The organism is Planobispora rosea, from assembly GCF_014648175.1.
GTDB classification, from domain to species: Bacteria; Actinomycetota; Actinomycetes; order Streptosporangiales; family Streptosporangiaceae; genus Planobispora; species Planobispora rosea.
Genome location: NZ_BMQP01000007.1, coordinates 201,194 through 214,846, shown reverse-complemented (window position 1 = coordinate 214,846; position 13,653 = coordinate 201,194). Strand labels below are relative to the sequence as shown.

Genomic DNA, 13,653 nt, shown 5'->3' with positions numbered 1-13,653 from the left:
GAGGACGTGATGACCCCCGGATGCGTACCCTGGCCCGCCGAGACCGCCCAGCGCTACCGCGAGCTCGGCCTGTGGACCGGCCGGACGCTCGACACCCTGGTGCGCTCCCACGGCGAGCGCACCGCTCTCGTCTGGGACGGCGGCCGCCGCACCTACCGTGACCTGGCCGACCGCGCCGCCCGCCTGGCCGTGGGGCTGCACGGCCTGGGGATACGGCGCGGCGACCGGGTGATCGTCCAGCTGCCCAACACCCCCGAGCTGATCGACACGCTCTTCGCGCTCTTCACGCTCGGCGCCGTGCCCGTGCTGGCGCTCCCGCCGCACCGCCACGACGAGATCGGCCATCTGGCCGCGCACACCGAGGCCGTCGCCTACATCGTCCCCGACGCGCACCAGGGCTTCGACCACCGTGAGCTGGCCCGCCGGATCAGCGGCCCGAAGCATGTGATCGTCGCCGGCGAGCCGGCGGAGTTCACGTCGCTGGCCTCCCTCTACGCAGGACCGCCGGGGTCCGCGGAGACCGGGGAGCTCGGGTTCGAGCCGCCGGAGCCGGGCGACGTGGCGCTGTTCCTGCTGTCCGGCGGCACCACCGGACGCTCCAAGCTCATCCCGCGCACCCACGACGACTACCTGTGCAACATCAGGCTCAGCGCCGCCAACGCCCGCCTCACCCCGGACGACGCCTACCTGGCCGCGCTGCCCGTCGCCCACAACTACGCGCTGGGCTGCCCCGGCGTGCTCGGCACGCTGTATGCGGGCGGCCGCGTCGTCCTCACCCGCACGCCCAGCCCCGACGACGCCTTCCCGCTCATCGAGAGCGAGCGCGTCACCGTCACCGGTCTGGTGCCGTCGCTGGCGCTGCTGTGGGCGGAGGCGGCGGGCTGGAGCCCGCACGACCTGTCCAGCCTGCGGCTGGTGCAGCTCGGCGGCGCCGCCGTCAGTCCCGAGCTGGCCCGCGCCGTCGGCGAGCGGCTCGGCCGGGTGCAGCAGTCCTACGGCATGGCCGAGGGACTGCTCAGCCAGAGCCCTCCCGACGACCCGCCGGAGCTGCTGGCCACGGTCCAGGGCAGGCCGCTGTCCGAGCACGACGAGATCCGCATCGTCGACGAGTCGGGCGCCGACGTGCCCGCCGGGCACTCCGGCGAGCTGCTGGTCCGCGGGCCGTACACGATCAGGGGCTACTTCCGCGCCGAGGAGCACAACGCGCGCTCCTTCACCTCCGACGGCTTCTTCCGCACCGGTGACCTGGCCCGCCGGACGGAGACCGGCCACCTCGTCATCTGCGGCCGGGTCAAAGACGTGATCAACCGCGGAGGCGACAAGGTGCCGGCCGACGAGGTCGAGGAGCACCTGCTCGCCCACCCGGGCGTGCGGGCGGCCGCCGTGGTCCCCGTCCCCGACCCCTATCTCGGCGAGCGCACCTGCGCCTACATCGTCGCCGACGGCCAACCGCCCACGCTCGCGGAGATAGGGGCCTTCATGCGGGAGCGCGGCGCGGCCGACTACAAGATCCCCGACCGCGTGGTCACCGTCCCCAGCCTCCCCCTCACGCCGGTCGGCAAGATCGACAAGGCCCGGCTGCGGAACGAGGCGTCGTGAGGGGCCCGGCTGTGGAGCGGGAGTCCGTGAACGGCACGGCCGCGCAGCAACCGGACTGGGGCGACCCGGTGCTGCTCGATCACGTCACCCGGACCCTGCACTCCGCGCCACCGCTGGTCACCGCGGCCGAGTGCGACCGGCTGAGCGCGGCCGTCGCCCGCGTCGGCCGCGGTGACGGTTTCCTGCTGCAGGGCGGTGACTGCGCCGAACGCTTCTGCGAGTCCGGACCCGCCGAGGTGCGTGCCAAGCTCGCGCAGCTGTACGGCCTGGCCGAGGTGATCCGGGCGGGCACCGGCTGCATGGCGATCCCGCTGGGCCGCCTGGCCGGGCAGTACGGCAAGCCCCGCTCGGCCTCGCACGAGCGCACCGCCGCCGGTGTCGTCGTCCCCTCCTACCGCGGCGACGCGGTCAACAGCCCCGCCGACGACCCGCGCGCCCGGCACCCGGACCCCGCGCGGCTGCTGCGCGCTCACGAATGCGCCCAGCGGGTGCTGCGGGTGGTGCGGGACTCCTGGGCCGGCAGGCCGGAGCCGGAGCGGGCCTACGTCTCCCACGAGGCGCTGCTGCTCGACTACGAGCGCCCGCTGCTGCGCGGCGGCTACGCCACCTCGGCGCACTCGGTGTGGATCGGCTACCGCACCCGGCAGCCCGGCGGCCCGCACGTGGCCTTCGCCCGCTCCGTCGCCAACACCGTCGGCGTCAAGATCGGCCCCGGTGTCACCCCCGCGGAGGCCGTACGGCTCAGCCGCCTGCTCAATCCCGAGAACAGGGACGGCCGGCTGGTCTTCATCGTGCGCCTCGGCAGCACCCTCGTACGCAGCCTCCTGCCGGAGATCGTGGGCGAGGTCGCCAGGCGGGGCAGGACGGTGGTCTGGTTGTGCGATCCGATGCACGGCAACACGACGCGCCTCGGCTCCGGGCCCAAGACCCGGCCGATGGAGGCGATCCTGGAGGAGGTCGTGGCATTCGTCCGCGTCATGCGCGCCCAGCGCGGGCACCCGGCCGGCCTGCACCTGGAGATGACACCCGAGGACGTCACCGAGTGCATCACCACGCCCAGGCCGTTCCGGCGCCCGCCCCCGCTGCCGCGCTACCGCACCGCGTGCGACCCCCGGCTGAACGCCGCCCAGGCCGCGGAGGTCGTCGAGCGCTTCACCGGCCTGGTGTGAACCCGTCAGGCGGGAAGGACGACCGGGCAGGCAACCGTGAGGAGGAAGGCATGAAGGAGGGGGAAGTGGCCTTCGACGGCATCCCGGGCAGGGCCTTCGAGTTCTACCGGGAACTGGAGGGCGACAACACGCGCGAATACTGGCACGCGCACAAGGCTGACTACGACAGCGCGGTGCGCGGGCCGCTCCAGGCGCTGCTGGCGGAACTGGAGGAGGAGTTCGGCCCGGCCAAGCTGTTCCGGCCGCAGCGCGACACCCGGTTCAGCGCCGACAAGTCGCCCTACAAGACCACACAGGGCGCCACCGTGGGCGGCGAGGGCTCCGCGGGGTACTACCTCCAGCTCGGTGCCGACGGCCTGTTCGCGGGCGCGGGCTTCCATCCCTTCTCCTCCGAGGCGCTCGGCCGCTACCGGAGCGCCGTCGACGACGACAAGGCGGGCCAGGAACTCCAGGCGATCGTGGACCGGCTGGAGAAGAAGGGCTTCTCGCTGGTCGGCGAGCGGATCAAGACCCGGCCGCGCGGCTGTCCGGCCGATCATCCGCGCGTCGGACTGCTGCGCTACACCTCGCTCGGCGCCGAGAAGCGCATCCCCAAGACCAAGGCCACCGGCAGGCAGGCGCTGCGGGAGGTGCGCGACGCCTGGCGCGAGCTCCGCCCCCTGGTGGACTGGTTCGGCGCCCACGCCTGAGCCCGCGGCGGCCGGGAGGACACGGCCGCCGCCGGGATGGGAGAAGGAGGCATGGCCCGCAGAGCAGTGGGCATATCTCCACACCGCTGAAGGGCGGTGAAATGATCGAAATCTGGCCGGGTGACCCTTATCCCCTGGGGGCCACCTACGACGGCGCGGGGACCAACTTCGCGCTCTTTTCCGAAGCCGCGGAACGGGTCGAGCTGTGCCTGTTCGACGAGGACAACGTGGAGACCCGAGTGCCCCTGACCGAGTGCGAGGGGTACGTCTGGCACGGCTACCTGCCGCGCGTCGGTCCGGGGCAGCGGTACGGCTACCGCGTGCACGGCCCCTACGACCCGCCGCGCGGGCGGCGCTGCAATCCCACCAAGCTCCTCATCGACCCCTACGCCAAGGCCATCGAGGGGGATGTGAAATGGGACGAGGCGGTGTACGGCTACCGCTTCGGGCGGCCGGACAGCCGCAACGACGCCGACTCGGCCCCGTTCGTCCCGCGCTCCATCGTGATCAATCCCTTCTTCGGCTGGGGGCACGATCGCCCGCCCGCCACGCCGTACCACGACACCGTGATCTACGAGGCGCACGTCAGGGGTCTGACGATCAAGCACCCGAAGATCCCGGAGCGGATCAGGGGGACCTACGCCGCCATCGGGCACCCGGAGATCATCGACCATCTGGTCGCGCTCGGGGTGACGGCGATCGAGTTGATGCCGGTGCACCAGTTCGTCAACGACCAGCACCTCGTGGAGCGGGGACTGACGAACTACTGGGGCTACAACACCATCGGCTTCTTCGCCCCGCACAACGCCTACTCCTCCAGCGGGCAGCGCGGCGGGCAGGTGCTGGAGTTCAAGGCCATGGTCAAGGCGCTGCACGAGGCGAACATCGAGGTCATCCTCGACGTGGTCTACAACCACACCGCCGAGGGCAACCACCTCGGCCCGACGCTGAGCATGCGCGGCATCGACAACGAGGACTACTACCGGCTCGTCGAGAACGACAAGCGCTACTACATGGACACCACCGGCACCGGCAACAGCCTGCTGATGCGCTCCCCCCACGTGCTCCAGATGATCATGGACTCGTTGCGCTACTGGGTGACCGAGATGCACGTGGACGGCTTCCGCTTCGACCTGGCCGCCACCCTCGCCCGCGAGCTGCACGAGGTGGACCGGCTCAGCGCGTTCTTCGACCTGGTCCAGCAGGACCCGGTGCTCTCGCGGGTGAAGCTGATCGCCGAGCCGTGGGACGTGGGGCCCGGCGGCTACCAGGTCGGTAACTTCCCGGCCCGGTGGACCGAGTGGAACGGCCGCTACCGCGACACGATCCGCGACCTGTGGCGGGGCGAGCCCGCCGCGCTGCCGGAGTTCGCCTCCCGGCTGACCGGCTCCAGCGACCTCTACCAGGACGACAGCCGCCGGCCGGCCGCCTCGATCAACTTCGTCACCTGCCACGACGGGTTCACCCTCACCGACCTGGTCTCCTACAACCACAAGCACAACGAGGCCAACGGGGAGGGCAACCGGGACGGCAGCGACGACAACCGGTCGTGGAACTGCGGCGCCGAGGGACCCGCGACGCTCGCCATCGAGTCGCTGCGCGAGCAGCAGAAGCGCAACTTCCTCACCACGCTCTTCCTGTCCCAGGGCGTGCCCATGCTCTCCCACGGCGACGAGCTGGGCCGCACCCAGAAGGGCAACAACAACGTCTACTGCCAGGACAACGAGCTGAGCTGGGTCGACTGGTCCGACATCAGGGAGAACTGGCTGCTGGTGGAGTTCACCCGCAAGCTCGCCAAGCTCCGCGCCGAGCACCCGGTCTTCCGCCGCCGGCGTTTCTTCTACGGCAGGCCGGTGCGCGGGTCGGAGGACGAGCTGAGCGACATCGCCTGGCTCACCCCGCAGGGCAAACGGATGACCGACTCCGACTGGAACGTCGGCTACGCCAAGTCGCTGGCCGTCTTCCTGAACGGCGAGGCCATCACCGAGCCGGACCGCAGAGGACGGCGGATCACCGACGACTCGTTCCTCCTGATGATCAATGCGCACCACGACGTCATCAAATTCACGATCCCGAAGGACTACGGCGAGATGTGGCTGACGGAGATCGACACGGCGATGCCGATCACGGTGGACACCCGGCTCTGCCGGGCGGGCGAGCGGGTGCCGGTGGTGGGCCGGTCGATGCGGGTGATGCGCCGTGTCTGACCCGATGTCTGACCCGATGTCTGACCCGACGACGGGCTCCGCGCCCGGTGCCGTGCCCGGCCACGCGGCGGATCCCGGTGCGGACCTCACGGCCGGCCGGCTCGCGGCCGCCGCGGGCCGGCCCGCCTCCACCTACCGCCTCCAGCTGACCCCCGACTTCGGGTTCGCCGAGGCGGCCGCGCTCGCCCCCTACCTGCGGGACCTCGGGGTCGGTCACGTCTACCTCTCGCCGATCCTGCAGGCCGTACCGGAGTCGAGGCACGGCTACGACGTCACCGACCATTCCCGGATCCGCGCGGAGTTCGGCGGGATCGAAGGGTTCCGGGAGATGGCGGGCGCGTTCTCGGCCCACGGGCTGGGGATCGTGGTGGACATCGTCCCCAACCACATGACGGTCCCGGTGCCGGAGTCGGGCAACGCCCAGCTGTGGTCGGTGCTCGCCGAGGGGCCCGCGTCGCCGTACGCCTCGTGGTTCGACATCGACTGGTCGGACGGGAAGGTGAACATGCCGGTGATCGGCGACGACACCGAGCCCGTCGCGGACGGCGACGTGCTGCGCTACCACGACCACGTCTTCCCCCGCCCGGACACGCACTACCGGCTGGTCGACTGGCGGAAGGGGCCGGGCTACCGGCGCTTCTTCGACGTGTCGTCGCTGATCGGGCTCCGGGTGGAGGACCCGGAGGTCTTCGGCGCCACCCACAGGGTGATCCTCTCGCTGGTCGGGGAGGGACTCGTCGGCGGGCTGCGGGTGGACCACCCCGACGGGCTGGCCGACCCGCGCGGTTACCTGGCCCGGTTGCGCGCCGCCTCCGGCGGGGTGTGGACGGTGGCGGAGAAGATCCTGGTCGGCGAGGAACGGCTCCCGGCCGACTGGGACTGTGACGGCACCACCGGCTACGACGTGCTCAACCGGATCACCGGGCTGTTCGTGGACCCGGCCGGAGCCGGTCCGCTGACCGATCTGTTCGTCCGGCAGACCGGCATGCCGCGCGACTACGCCGAGGTGGTCTACACGTCCAAGAAACAGGTCCTCGACCTGTTCTTCGGCGCCGAGCTCAACCGGCTGTCCGTGATCACCGGGGCCGGGCGCGACGTGCTCGCCGAGTTGCTGGCCGCGATGCCCGTCTACCGGGCGTACGCGGTGCCGGGGGAGCCCGTGCCCGCCGCCTCGGCCGCGATCGTGGAGGAGGCGGGCCGGATTGCCGCGAGGCGGCTGCCGGAGGGCGCGCCGGTCGAGGAGGCGGTGGAGAAGGTCCTGTACGGCCCGGCCGAGGCCGTGATCCGCTTCCAGCAGCTCTGCGGCCCGGTGATGGCCAAGGGCGTGGAGGACACCGCGCTCTACCGGTGGTACCCGCTGTCGTGCCTGAACGAGGTGGGCGGGGAGCCCGACCGGTTCGGCGGGACGGTGGAGGAGTTCCACGCGTTCTGCCGGGAGATGTCCCCGGGCACGATGACCACGCTCTCCACCCACGACACCAAGCGCTCGGAGGACGTGCGGGCCCGGCTGGCCGCGCTGTCGGAACTGCCCGGACGGTGGGCGGAGGCGGTCGGGGAGTGGTCGGCCAAGGTCTCCTTCGACCCGCTCCTGGACTATCTCGCCTGGCAGAACCTGATGGCCGCCTGGCCGATCGAGCCGGACCGCTTCTTCGACTACCTGTTCAAGGCGGCCCGCGAGGCCAAGACCTCGATCTCCTGGGTCAACCCCGACCCGGCCTACGAGGAAGGGCTGCGGGCCTTCACGAACCGGGCGATCGGCGAGTGCGGCCCCTCGATCGCGGAGTTCGCCGCCTCGATCGAGCCCTACGCGCGGTCCAACTCGCTGAGCCAGAAACTCGTCCAGCTCATGCTGCCCGGCGTCCCCGACGTCTACTGGGGCAACGAGATCACCGACTTCTCCCTGGTGGACCCGGACAACCGCCGCCCGGTCGACTTCGAGCTGCGCCGGCGGACGCTCGCCGGGTCGCGACCGGACGGGGGAGGATCCCCGGGGAGCGGGCGGGGATCCTCCTGGGACGAGGCCAAGCTGCTCGTCACGGGCCAGGCGCTGAACCTGCGGCGGCGGCTCGACCCCGCGGCGCCGTACATCCCGCTGGAGGCCGACGAGCACGCGATCGCCTTCGCCCGCGGGGAGCAGGCGGTGACGGTGGCGACCCGGCTCCCGGTGGGGCTGGAGCGGCGCGGAGGCTGGGGGAACCGCACGCTGACACTTCCGCACGGGCGCTGGCGGGACCTGCTGTCCGGCGCCGAGCACACCGGGCGCGTCCCCCTGGCCCACCTGCTGTCACACCACCCGGTCGCGCTTCTGGAGAGGGAGAGGGGATAACCGATGTTCGAGGTCTGGGCACCGGAGGCGGAGTCGGTCGAGGTGGAGATCGGCGGGGCCCGGCACCCCATGCGGCCCGGCCGGGGCGGCTGGTGGACGGCCGAGGTCCCGGGAGCCGGTCACGGTACGGACTACCGCTTCCGGCTGGACGGCGGCGACCCGCTGCCCGACCCGCGGACCCGCTGGCAGCCTGAGGGGATCTTCGGGCCGAGCCGGGTCTACGATCACGACCGGTTCGTGTGGAGCGACGACCTGTGGACCGGCCGGAGCCTGCCCGGCTCGGTCGTCTACGAGCTGCACATCGGCACCTTCACCCCGGCCGGGACCTTCGAGGCCGCGATCGAGAAGCTGGACCACCTGGTCGAGCTGGGGGTCGGCTTCGTGGAGGTCATGCCGGTGCCGCCGGTCCCGGGCAAGCGGAACTGGGGCTACGACGGGGTCGACCTGTGGGCGGTCACCGACAACTACGGCGGCCCCGACGGGCTCAAGCGCTTCGTGGACGCCTGCCACCGCCAGGGGCTCGGGGTGATCCTCGACGTCGTCTACAACCACCTCGGACCGTCGGGCAACTTCCTGGCCCCCTTCGGCCCCTACTTCCACTCCTCCGCCTCGTCCTTCTGGGGGCAGGCGGTCAACCTGGACGGTCCCGGCTCCGACGAGGTGCGCCGCTACTTCATCGGCAACGCGCTGCAGTGGCTGCGCGACTACCACATCGACGGGCTGCGCCTGGACGCCGTGCACGCGCTGCACGACACGCGCGCCACCCACTTCCTGGAGGAGCTGGCCGTCGAGGTGGACGCGCTGTCGGCCGCGCTCGGCCGCCCGCTGACGCTCATCGCCGAGTCCGACCTCAACGACCCCCGGCTGATGACCCCGCGCGAGGCCGGCGGGTACGGCCTGGCCGCGGCCTGGGACGACGACGTCCACCACGCCCTGCACGCGGCGGTGACCGGCGAGCGGCACGGCTACTACGAGGACTTCGCCGTGACGTCGCCGGCGTCCCTGGCCAAGGTGCTGACCTCGGCCTACTACCACGACGGGACCTACTCCGCCTTCCGCGGGCGCGGCCACGGCCGCCCGGCCCGGCACGTCCCCGGCCACCGGTTCGTCGTCTGCGTGCAGAACCACGACCAGATCGGCAACCGGGCCGAGGGCGACCGGGTGGACCCCGAGGCGCTCCGCCTGGCCGCCGGGCTCCTGCTGACCTCGCCGTTCACGCCCATGCTGTTCATGGGGGAGGAGTGGGGCGCGCGCACGCCGTTCCTGTTCTTCACCGACCACGTCGAGCCGGCGCTGCGGGAGGGCGAGGCCGACCGCAGGCGGCGGGAGTTCGTGGGCCACGGCTACGACGACTGGGCGGAGAAGGCGCCCGACCCGGGGGAGGAGATGACGTTCCTCCGTTCCAAGCTCGACTGGAGCGAGCTCGACGACCCCGCCCACCGCGCTCACCTCGACTGGTACCGGGCGCTGATCGCGCTGCGCCGCGCGCACCCGGACCTGTCGGACTCCCGGCTCGACCGGGTCCACGTGGAGTACGGCGACGCCTGGCTGGTCGTCCACCGGGGGGCCTTCCGGGTGACGGCCAACCTCGGCCGGGCCCCGCTCACGCTCCAGACCGAGCCCGCCGAGATCGTGCTGGCCTCCGACCCCGGCGTCCACCTGGGACCCGATCTCGTCCTCCCGCCCCGCTCCCTGGCGATCCTGCGCGTCTGACCGGTCGCCCACCCGGAGAGTGCAACCGCCGGGGACCGCGCCGGCGAAGAGACCCGTGTGAGCGATGGCGAACATTCCGGCTGTAGCGGATATTCCGAGGGGCGGGCGCGGTGCGGAGCGTGAGCGCGGCGGTGTGCGGGCGCAGGGGCAAGTGGGTGGTCCTGGTGGTCTGGCTGCTGCTGGCGGCCGGGGCGGGGATGCTCGGCGGCAGGCTGGAGGAGGTCCAGAGCAACGACCCGGCGTCGTTCCTCCCCTCCGGGGCCGAGTCCACGGTGGTGCAGGAGGCCCAGCGCCGCTCCGCGGCCGGGAACCAGGTCCCGGCGATCGTGGTCTACGAGGGGCGGCCGGTCGCCGAGGCCGCGACGGACGCCGAGCGGTTCGCGGCGGTGGAGGGGGTCGCCGGGCGGGTGTCGTCCCCGGCCCCGGCTCCCGGCGGGGAGGCCGTGCAGGTGGTCGTGCCGCTCGACGGGAGCGACTACGAGGTGCTGACCGCGGCGGTCGACCGGATCCGGGAGATCACCGGCGACCGCGCGTACGTGACCGGCCCGGCCGGGCAGAGCGCCGACACCATCGAGGTCTTCGGGTCGATCGACGCGACGCTCCTGGCGGCGACCTCCGCCGTGGTGATCCTGGTGCTGCTGCTCACCTACCGCAGCCCGCTGCTGTGGCTGATCCCGTTCCTCGCGGCGGGTGTGGCGCTGGCCTGCTCGCGGGCGGGCAACTACCTGCTGGCCGAGTACGCCGGCCTGACCGTGAACGGGCAGAGCGGCGGCATCCTGCTGGTGCTGGTCTTCGGCATCGCCACCGACTACGCGCTGCTGCTGGTCGCCCGCTACCGCGAGGAACTCGCCCTGCACGAGGACCGGCACGAGGCGATGGCCGCCGCGCTGCGCCGGGCCACCCCGGCGATCACGGCCAGCGCGGCGACCGTGGCGGCCGGGCTCTGCTGCCTGCTGGTGGCCGAGCAGAACGCCACACGCGGGCTCGGACCGGTCTGCGCGGTGGGAGTGGCCTGCGCGCTGGCCGCCATGCTCACCCTGCTGCCCGCGCTACTGGTGATCTTCCCTCGCGGGGTGTTCTGGCCGAGGGTCCCGGTGTACGGCGGCGCGGCCGAGACCGGTTCCCGGCTCTGGGACCGGATCGGCCGTGTGATCGCCCGCCGTCCCCGGACCACCTGGATCGGGACGGCCGCGGTCCTGGGCGGACTGGCGCTGACGCTGACGGCCGTGACCGTCGGACCGCTGGCCGAGGCCGACGCCTACCGAACCGTGCCCGAGTCCGTACGCGGCGCGCAGGTCGTGGACCGGTACTTCGGCACCGGCCAGGAGGGATCGCTGGTGGTGCTCGCCCCGGCGGACGAGGCCGAGCGGGTCGCGGCGGCGGTGGCCGCGGATCCGGGCGTGGAGCGGATCGGCGACCGGGGCGGGGACGGGCGGCCGGACAACACGGGCGGGCAGCCGGACGGCACGGGCGGGCGGCCGGGCGATGCCGCCGTGACCGTGGACGGCGGGGTCCTGCTCCGCGGCGCGTTGAAGGACGCACCGGACAGCCCGGCCGCCTACGAGACGGTCGAGCGGCTCCGGCAGATCCCCGGCGCGACGGTCGGCGGCACCGCCGCGGTCAACCTGGACGGAACCCTCGCCTCCGAACGCGACCTGCGGGTCGTCGTCCCCCTGATCCTGGGCGTCGTCCTGGTCATCCTGGTGCTCCTGCTGCGCGCGCTGGTCGCGCCGCTGCTGCTGATGGCAACCGTCGTGCTGTCCTTCGCGGCGGCACTCGGGGTGAGCGGCCTGATCTTCACGGAGCTGTTCGGCTTCGCCGCCGTGGACACCGGGGTGCCGCTGCTGGCCTTCGTCTTCCTGGTGGCGGTCGGCGTCGACTACAACATCTTCCTGATCACCCGGGTCCGGGAGGAGGCCGCACTCCGCGGCACCCGCGAGGCCGCCCTCGTGGGGCTCTCCGCCACCGGAGGAGTGATCACCTCGGCGGGTGTGGTGCTCGCGGCGACCTTCGCGGTGCTGGGCGTGCTGCCCCTGGTGGTCCTCGCCGAGCTGGGTTTCGTCGTCGCGTTCGGCGTCCTGCTGGACACCTTCGTGGTCCGCTCGGTCCTGCTGACGGCGCTGACGCTGGACGTGGGCCGGTGGATGTGGTGGCCGGACCGGCGGCTCACCCGGGTGCGGGAGGGCGGTTCCGGCGGCGCCGTACCGGAGACGGCGAAGAGCACGGCCGGCCGGTGGCGGTGAGGGGAACGGCCGGTCCGTAACGGACCGGCCGCGCCCGCGGCCCGTCCCGGGACGGCAGCGCGGGCGTCCGCGGCTCAGGCCGGGACGTGGTTGCGCAGGCGGAGCTCTTCCGGGTACGGGGCGAAGTACGTCTGGTCGCGGACGTACTCCTTGCCCTCGCCCCACGCGTCGTGCAGAAGCAGAGCCGTCGGCACGCTGAGGGCCACCCGTCCCTCCTGGTAGGAGGTGATGACCTTGTCCAGGTCGGCCCGCCGGGCCGGATCCAGGGAGTCGGCGATCATGCCCGCGCAGTGCTGGAGCGCGTTGACGTTGCGGCCGATGCTCGCCTTGTGGGAGAAGGCCGTCCGGAAGGCGTGGCCGTATCTGGTCGCGAGCTCCCGGCGGGTGAGCACGCCGGCCAGGGCCACGGCCCGGCCCGCCGTGTTGTAGGCGACGGGGTCGTGGGCGAGGAGCTGCATCTTGTGGCGGGTATGGAACTCGATCAGCTCGCGCGGGCCCCAGTCGCTCTCCAGGAACGCGCGCAGCCGGGCATGAGCGAAGATCCGCTCGACGAAGGTCTCGCGCAGCAGCGGGTCGTGCAGCCGCCCCTCGTCCTCCACGGGCAGCAGCGGGTGGGCGTCCATGATCCGGGCCGCGAACAGGCCCCGGTTCCTGCGGTCGGCCGCCATCTCCCCGGCGTAGATCGGGACGCCGTGGATGCCGCAGCTGGGGCTCTTGGCCTTGAAGACGTAGCCGTCCACGTCGAGGGTGCGGGCCCGCTCGGCGGCGAGGGCCGTCATCCGGGCGGTGTGGTCCGTCCGCGACTTCGTGGCGACGAGACGGGGACCCTCGGGAGAGCGCTCGAGATGGAGGCTCTCCCGAGGGGCGCCGAGGCCGATCTCCATCTCCGGGCAGATCGGTACCCAGTCGACATACGGGTCCAGCTCCCCGCTGAGGAACCGGTCCCGGCTGTGCCCGCCGTTGAAGCGCACCAGCTCACCGATCAGGCAGCTCGACACCGCCACGCGAGGCCTGACCTCGTCGGTGGGGGCGGTGGGAAGGCCGTTCATGTTGATCACACTTCCTTCAGGCCGACGTGGCGGCGAGGACGTTCGACAACCGGCGCAGGCCGCGTGAGGTGCGGGCCTTGACGGTGCCGAGCGGGACGCCGAGGAACTCGGCGATCTCCCGCTGCGTCAGCTCGCCGTAGTAGGCCAGCTCGATGGCCTGGCGCTGGGGTGCGGGCAGCTCGGCCAGCGCCCGGCGGAGCTGGTCGCGGTCGGCCACGCCGTCGTCGGTGGCCCGGCCGTCCGCGCCGGGCGGGTCGGCCACCGCCTCCAGCGGCACCGTCGGCAGGGTGCGCACCCGCAGGTGGTCGACCGCGCGGTTGCGCGCGATGCCGAGCAGCCACGCGGGCAGGCTCCGGGTCGGATCGAACCGGTGCCGGGAGCGCCAGACCTCGGCGAAAACCACCTGCCGCACGTCTTCCACGTCATACGGGGGCACGAGACGGCGCAGGTAGGCGCCGATGAGGGCGGAGTGGGTGCGGAGGCATTCCGCGAACGCGGCGTCGTCGCCGGCGGCGAGTCGCACGTTGAGGGTTTCCGCGGTCATGGCGACCTCCTCATAAAAACCTATTCAAAACTTATTCATACCGACTCCTCCTCCATGAACACAAGGCGCGCGCCCGGGCGGACACGGAAAGTGGACAAAATTGGGCGCGAGGAT

The 13,653-nt window shown here is 72.4% G+C and carries 9 protein-coding genes; 7 read left to right on the top strand and 2 right to left on the bottom strand.

Annotated features, from left to right (window positions below; all coding sequences use genetic code 11):
• Positions 1 to 9: 9 nt before the first annotated feature.
• The 7 genes from IEZ08_RS09695 to IEZ08_RS09665 all read left to right on the top strand — a co-directional run bounded on the left by IEZ08_RS09695 (position 10) and on the right by IEZ08_RS09665 (position 11,946).
• On the top strand, positions 10 to 1,599 hold the full coding sequence (locus IEZ08_RS09695) for a (2,3-dihydroxybenzoyl)adenylate synthase (RefSeq protein WP_189242016.1): 1,590 nt from the start codon (positions 10 to 12) through the stop codon (positions 1,597 to 1,599).
• The gene (locus IEZ08_RS09690; protein ID WP_229803014.1) at positions 1,596 to 2,768 is read left to right on the top strand and encodes a 3-deoxy-7-phosphoheptulonate synthase; all 1,173 of its coding nucleotides are present in this window, start codon (positions 1,596 to 1,598) and stop codon (positions 2,766 to 2,768) included. The genes IEZ08_RS09695 and IEZ08_RS09690 overlap by 4 nt, the downstream gene beginning before the upstream one ends.
• Positions 2,769 to 2,818: 50 nt before the next feature.
• The gene (locus IEZ08_RS09685) at positions 2,819 to 3,457 is read left to right on the top strand and encodes a DUF2461 domain-containing protein (RefSeq protein WP_068921591.1); all 639 of its coding nucleotides are present in this window, start codon (positions 2,819 to 2,821) and stop codon (positions 3,455 to 3,457) included.
• A 101-nt stretch (positions 3,458 to 3,558) separates the two neighbouring features.
• Positions 3,559 to 5,664, top strand: coding sequence for a glycogen debranching protein GlgX (glgX, locus tag IEZ08_RS09680; protein WP_189242015.1), 2,106 nt, complete (start codon positions 3,559 to 3,561; stop codon positions 5,662 to 5,664).
• Between the two features lie 16 nt (positions 5,665 to 5,680).
• Positions 5,681 to 7,990 (top strand): malto-oligosyltrehalose synthase, encoded by a 2,310-nt coding sequence (gene treY / locus IEZ08_RS09675; RefSeq protein ID WP_084779609.1) that lies wholly within the window; start codon positions 5,681 to 5,683, stop codon positions 7,988 to 7,990.
• A gap of 3 nt (positions 7,991 to 7,993) precedes the next feature.
• Positions 7,994 to 9,703 (top strand): malto-oligosyltrehalose trehalohydrolase, encoded by a 1,710-nt coding sequence (gene treZ / locus IEZ08_RS09670; RefSeq protein WP_068921592.1) that lies wholly within the window; start codon positions 7,994 to 7,996, stop codon positions 9,701 to 9,703.
• 110 nt (positions 9,704 to 9,813) lie between these two features.
• Positions 9,814 to 11,946 (top strand): MMPL family transporter, encoded by a 2,133-nt coding sequence (locus IEZ08_RS09665; RefSeq protein WP_229803013.1) that lies wholly within the window; start codon positions 9,814 to 9,816, stop codon positions 11,944 to 11,946.
• A gap of 74 nt (positions 11,947 to 12,020) precedes the next feature.
• On the opposite strand, the gene IEZ08_RS09660 is transcribed toward IEZ08_RS09665, so the two are convergent.
• Positions 12,021 to 12,995: a YbgA family protein gene (locus IEZ08_RS09660; protein ID WP_189242014.1), complete on the bottom strand. Its 975-nt coding sequence runs from the start codon at positions 12,993 to 12,995 to the stop codon at positions 12,021 to 12,023.
• A gap of 16 nt (positions 12,996 to 13,011) precedes the next feature.
• On the bottom strand, positions 13,012 to 13,539 hold the full coding sequence (locus IEZ08_RS09655; protein WP_068921593.1) for an RNA polymerase sigma factor: 528 nt from the start codon (positions 13,537 to 13,539) through the stop codon (positions 13,012 to 13,014).
• Positions 13,540 to 13,653 lie beyond the last annotated feature (114 nt).

What these genes read in the sequence shown, in the direction of transcription:
- IEZ08_RS09685 (WP_068921591.1), top strand. Translation starts at nt 2,819, where the DNA reads ATGAAGGAGGGGGAAGTGGCCTTCGACGGCATCCCGGGCAGGGCCTTC.
- IEZ08_RS09660 (WP_189242014.1), bottom strand. Translation starts at nt 12,995, where the DNA reads ATGAACGGCCTTCCCACCGCCCCCACCGACGAGGTCAGGCCTCGCGTG.
- treY (WP_084779609.1), top strand. Translation starts at nt 5,681, where the DNA reads ATGTCTGACCCGACGACGGGCTCCGCGCCCGGTGCCGTGCCCGGCCAC.
- IEZ08_RS09695 (WP_189242016.1), top strand. Translation starts at nt 10, where the DNA reads ATGACCCCCGGATGCGTACCCTGGCCCGCCGAGACCGCCCAGCGCTAC.
- glgX (WP_189242015.1), top strand. Translation starts at nt 3,559, where the DNA reads ATGATCGAAATCTGGCCGGGTGACCCTTATCCCCTGGGGGCCACCTAC.
- treZ (WP_068921592.1), top strand. Translation starts at nt 7,994, where the DNA reads ATGTTCGAGGTCTGGGCACCGGAGGCGGAGTCGGTCGAGGTGGAGATC.
- IEZ08_RS09655 (WP_068921593.1), bottom strand. Translation starts at nt 13,539, where the DNA reads ATGACCGCGGAAACCCTCAACGTGCGACTCGCCGCCGGCGACGACGCC.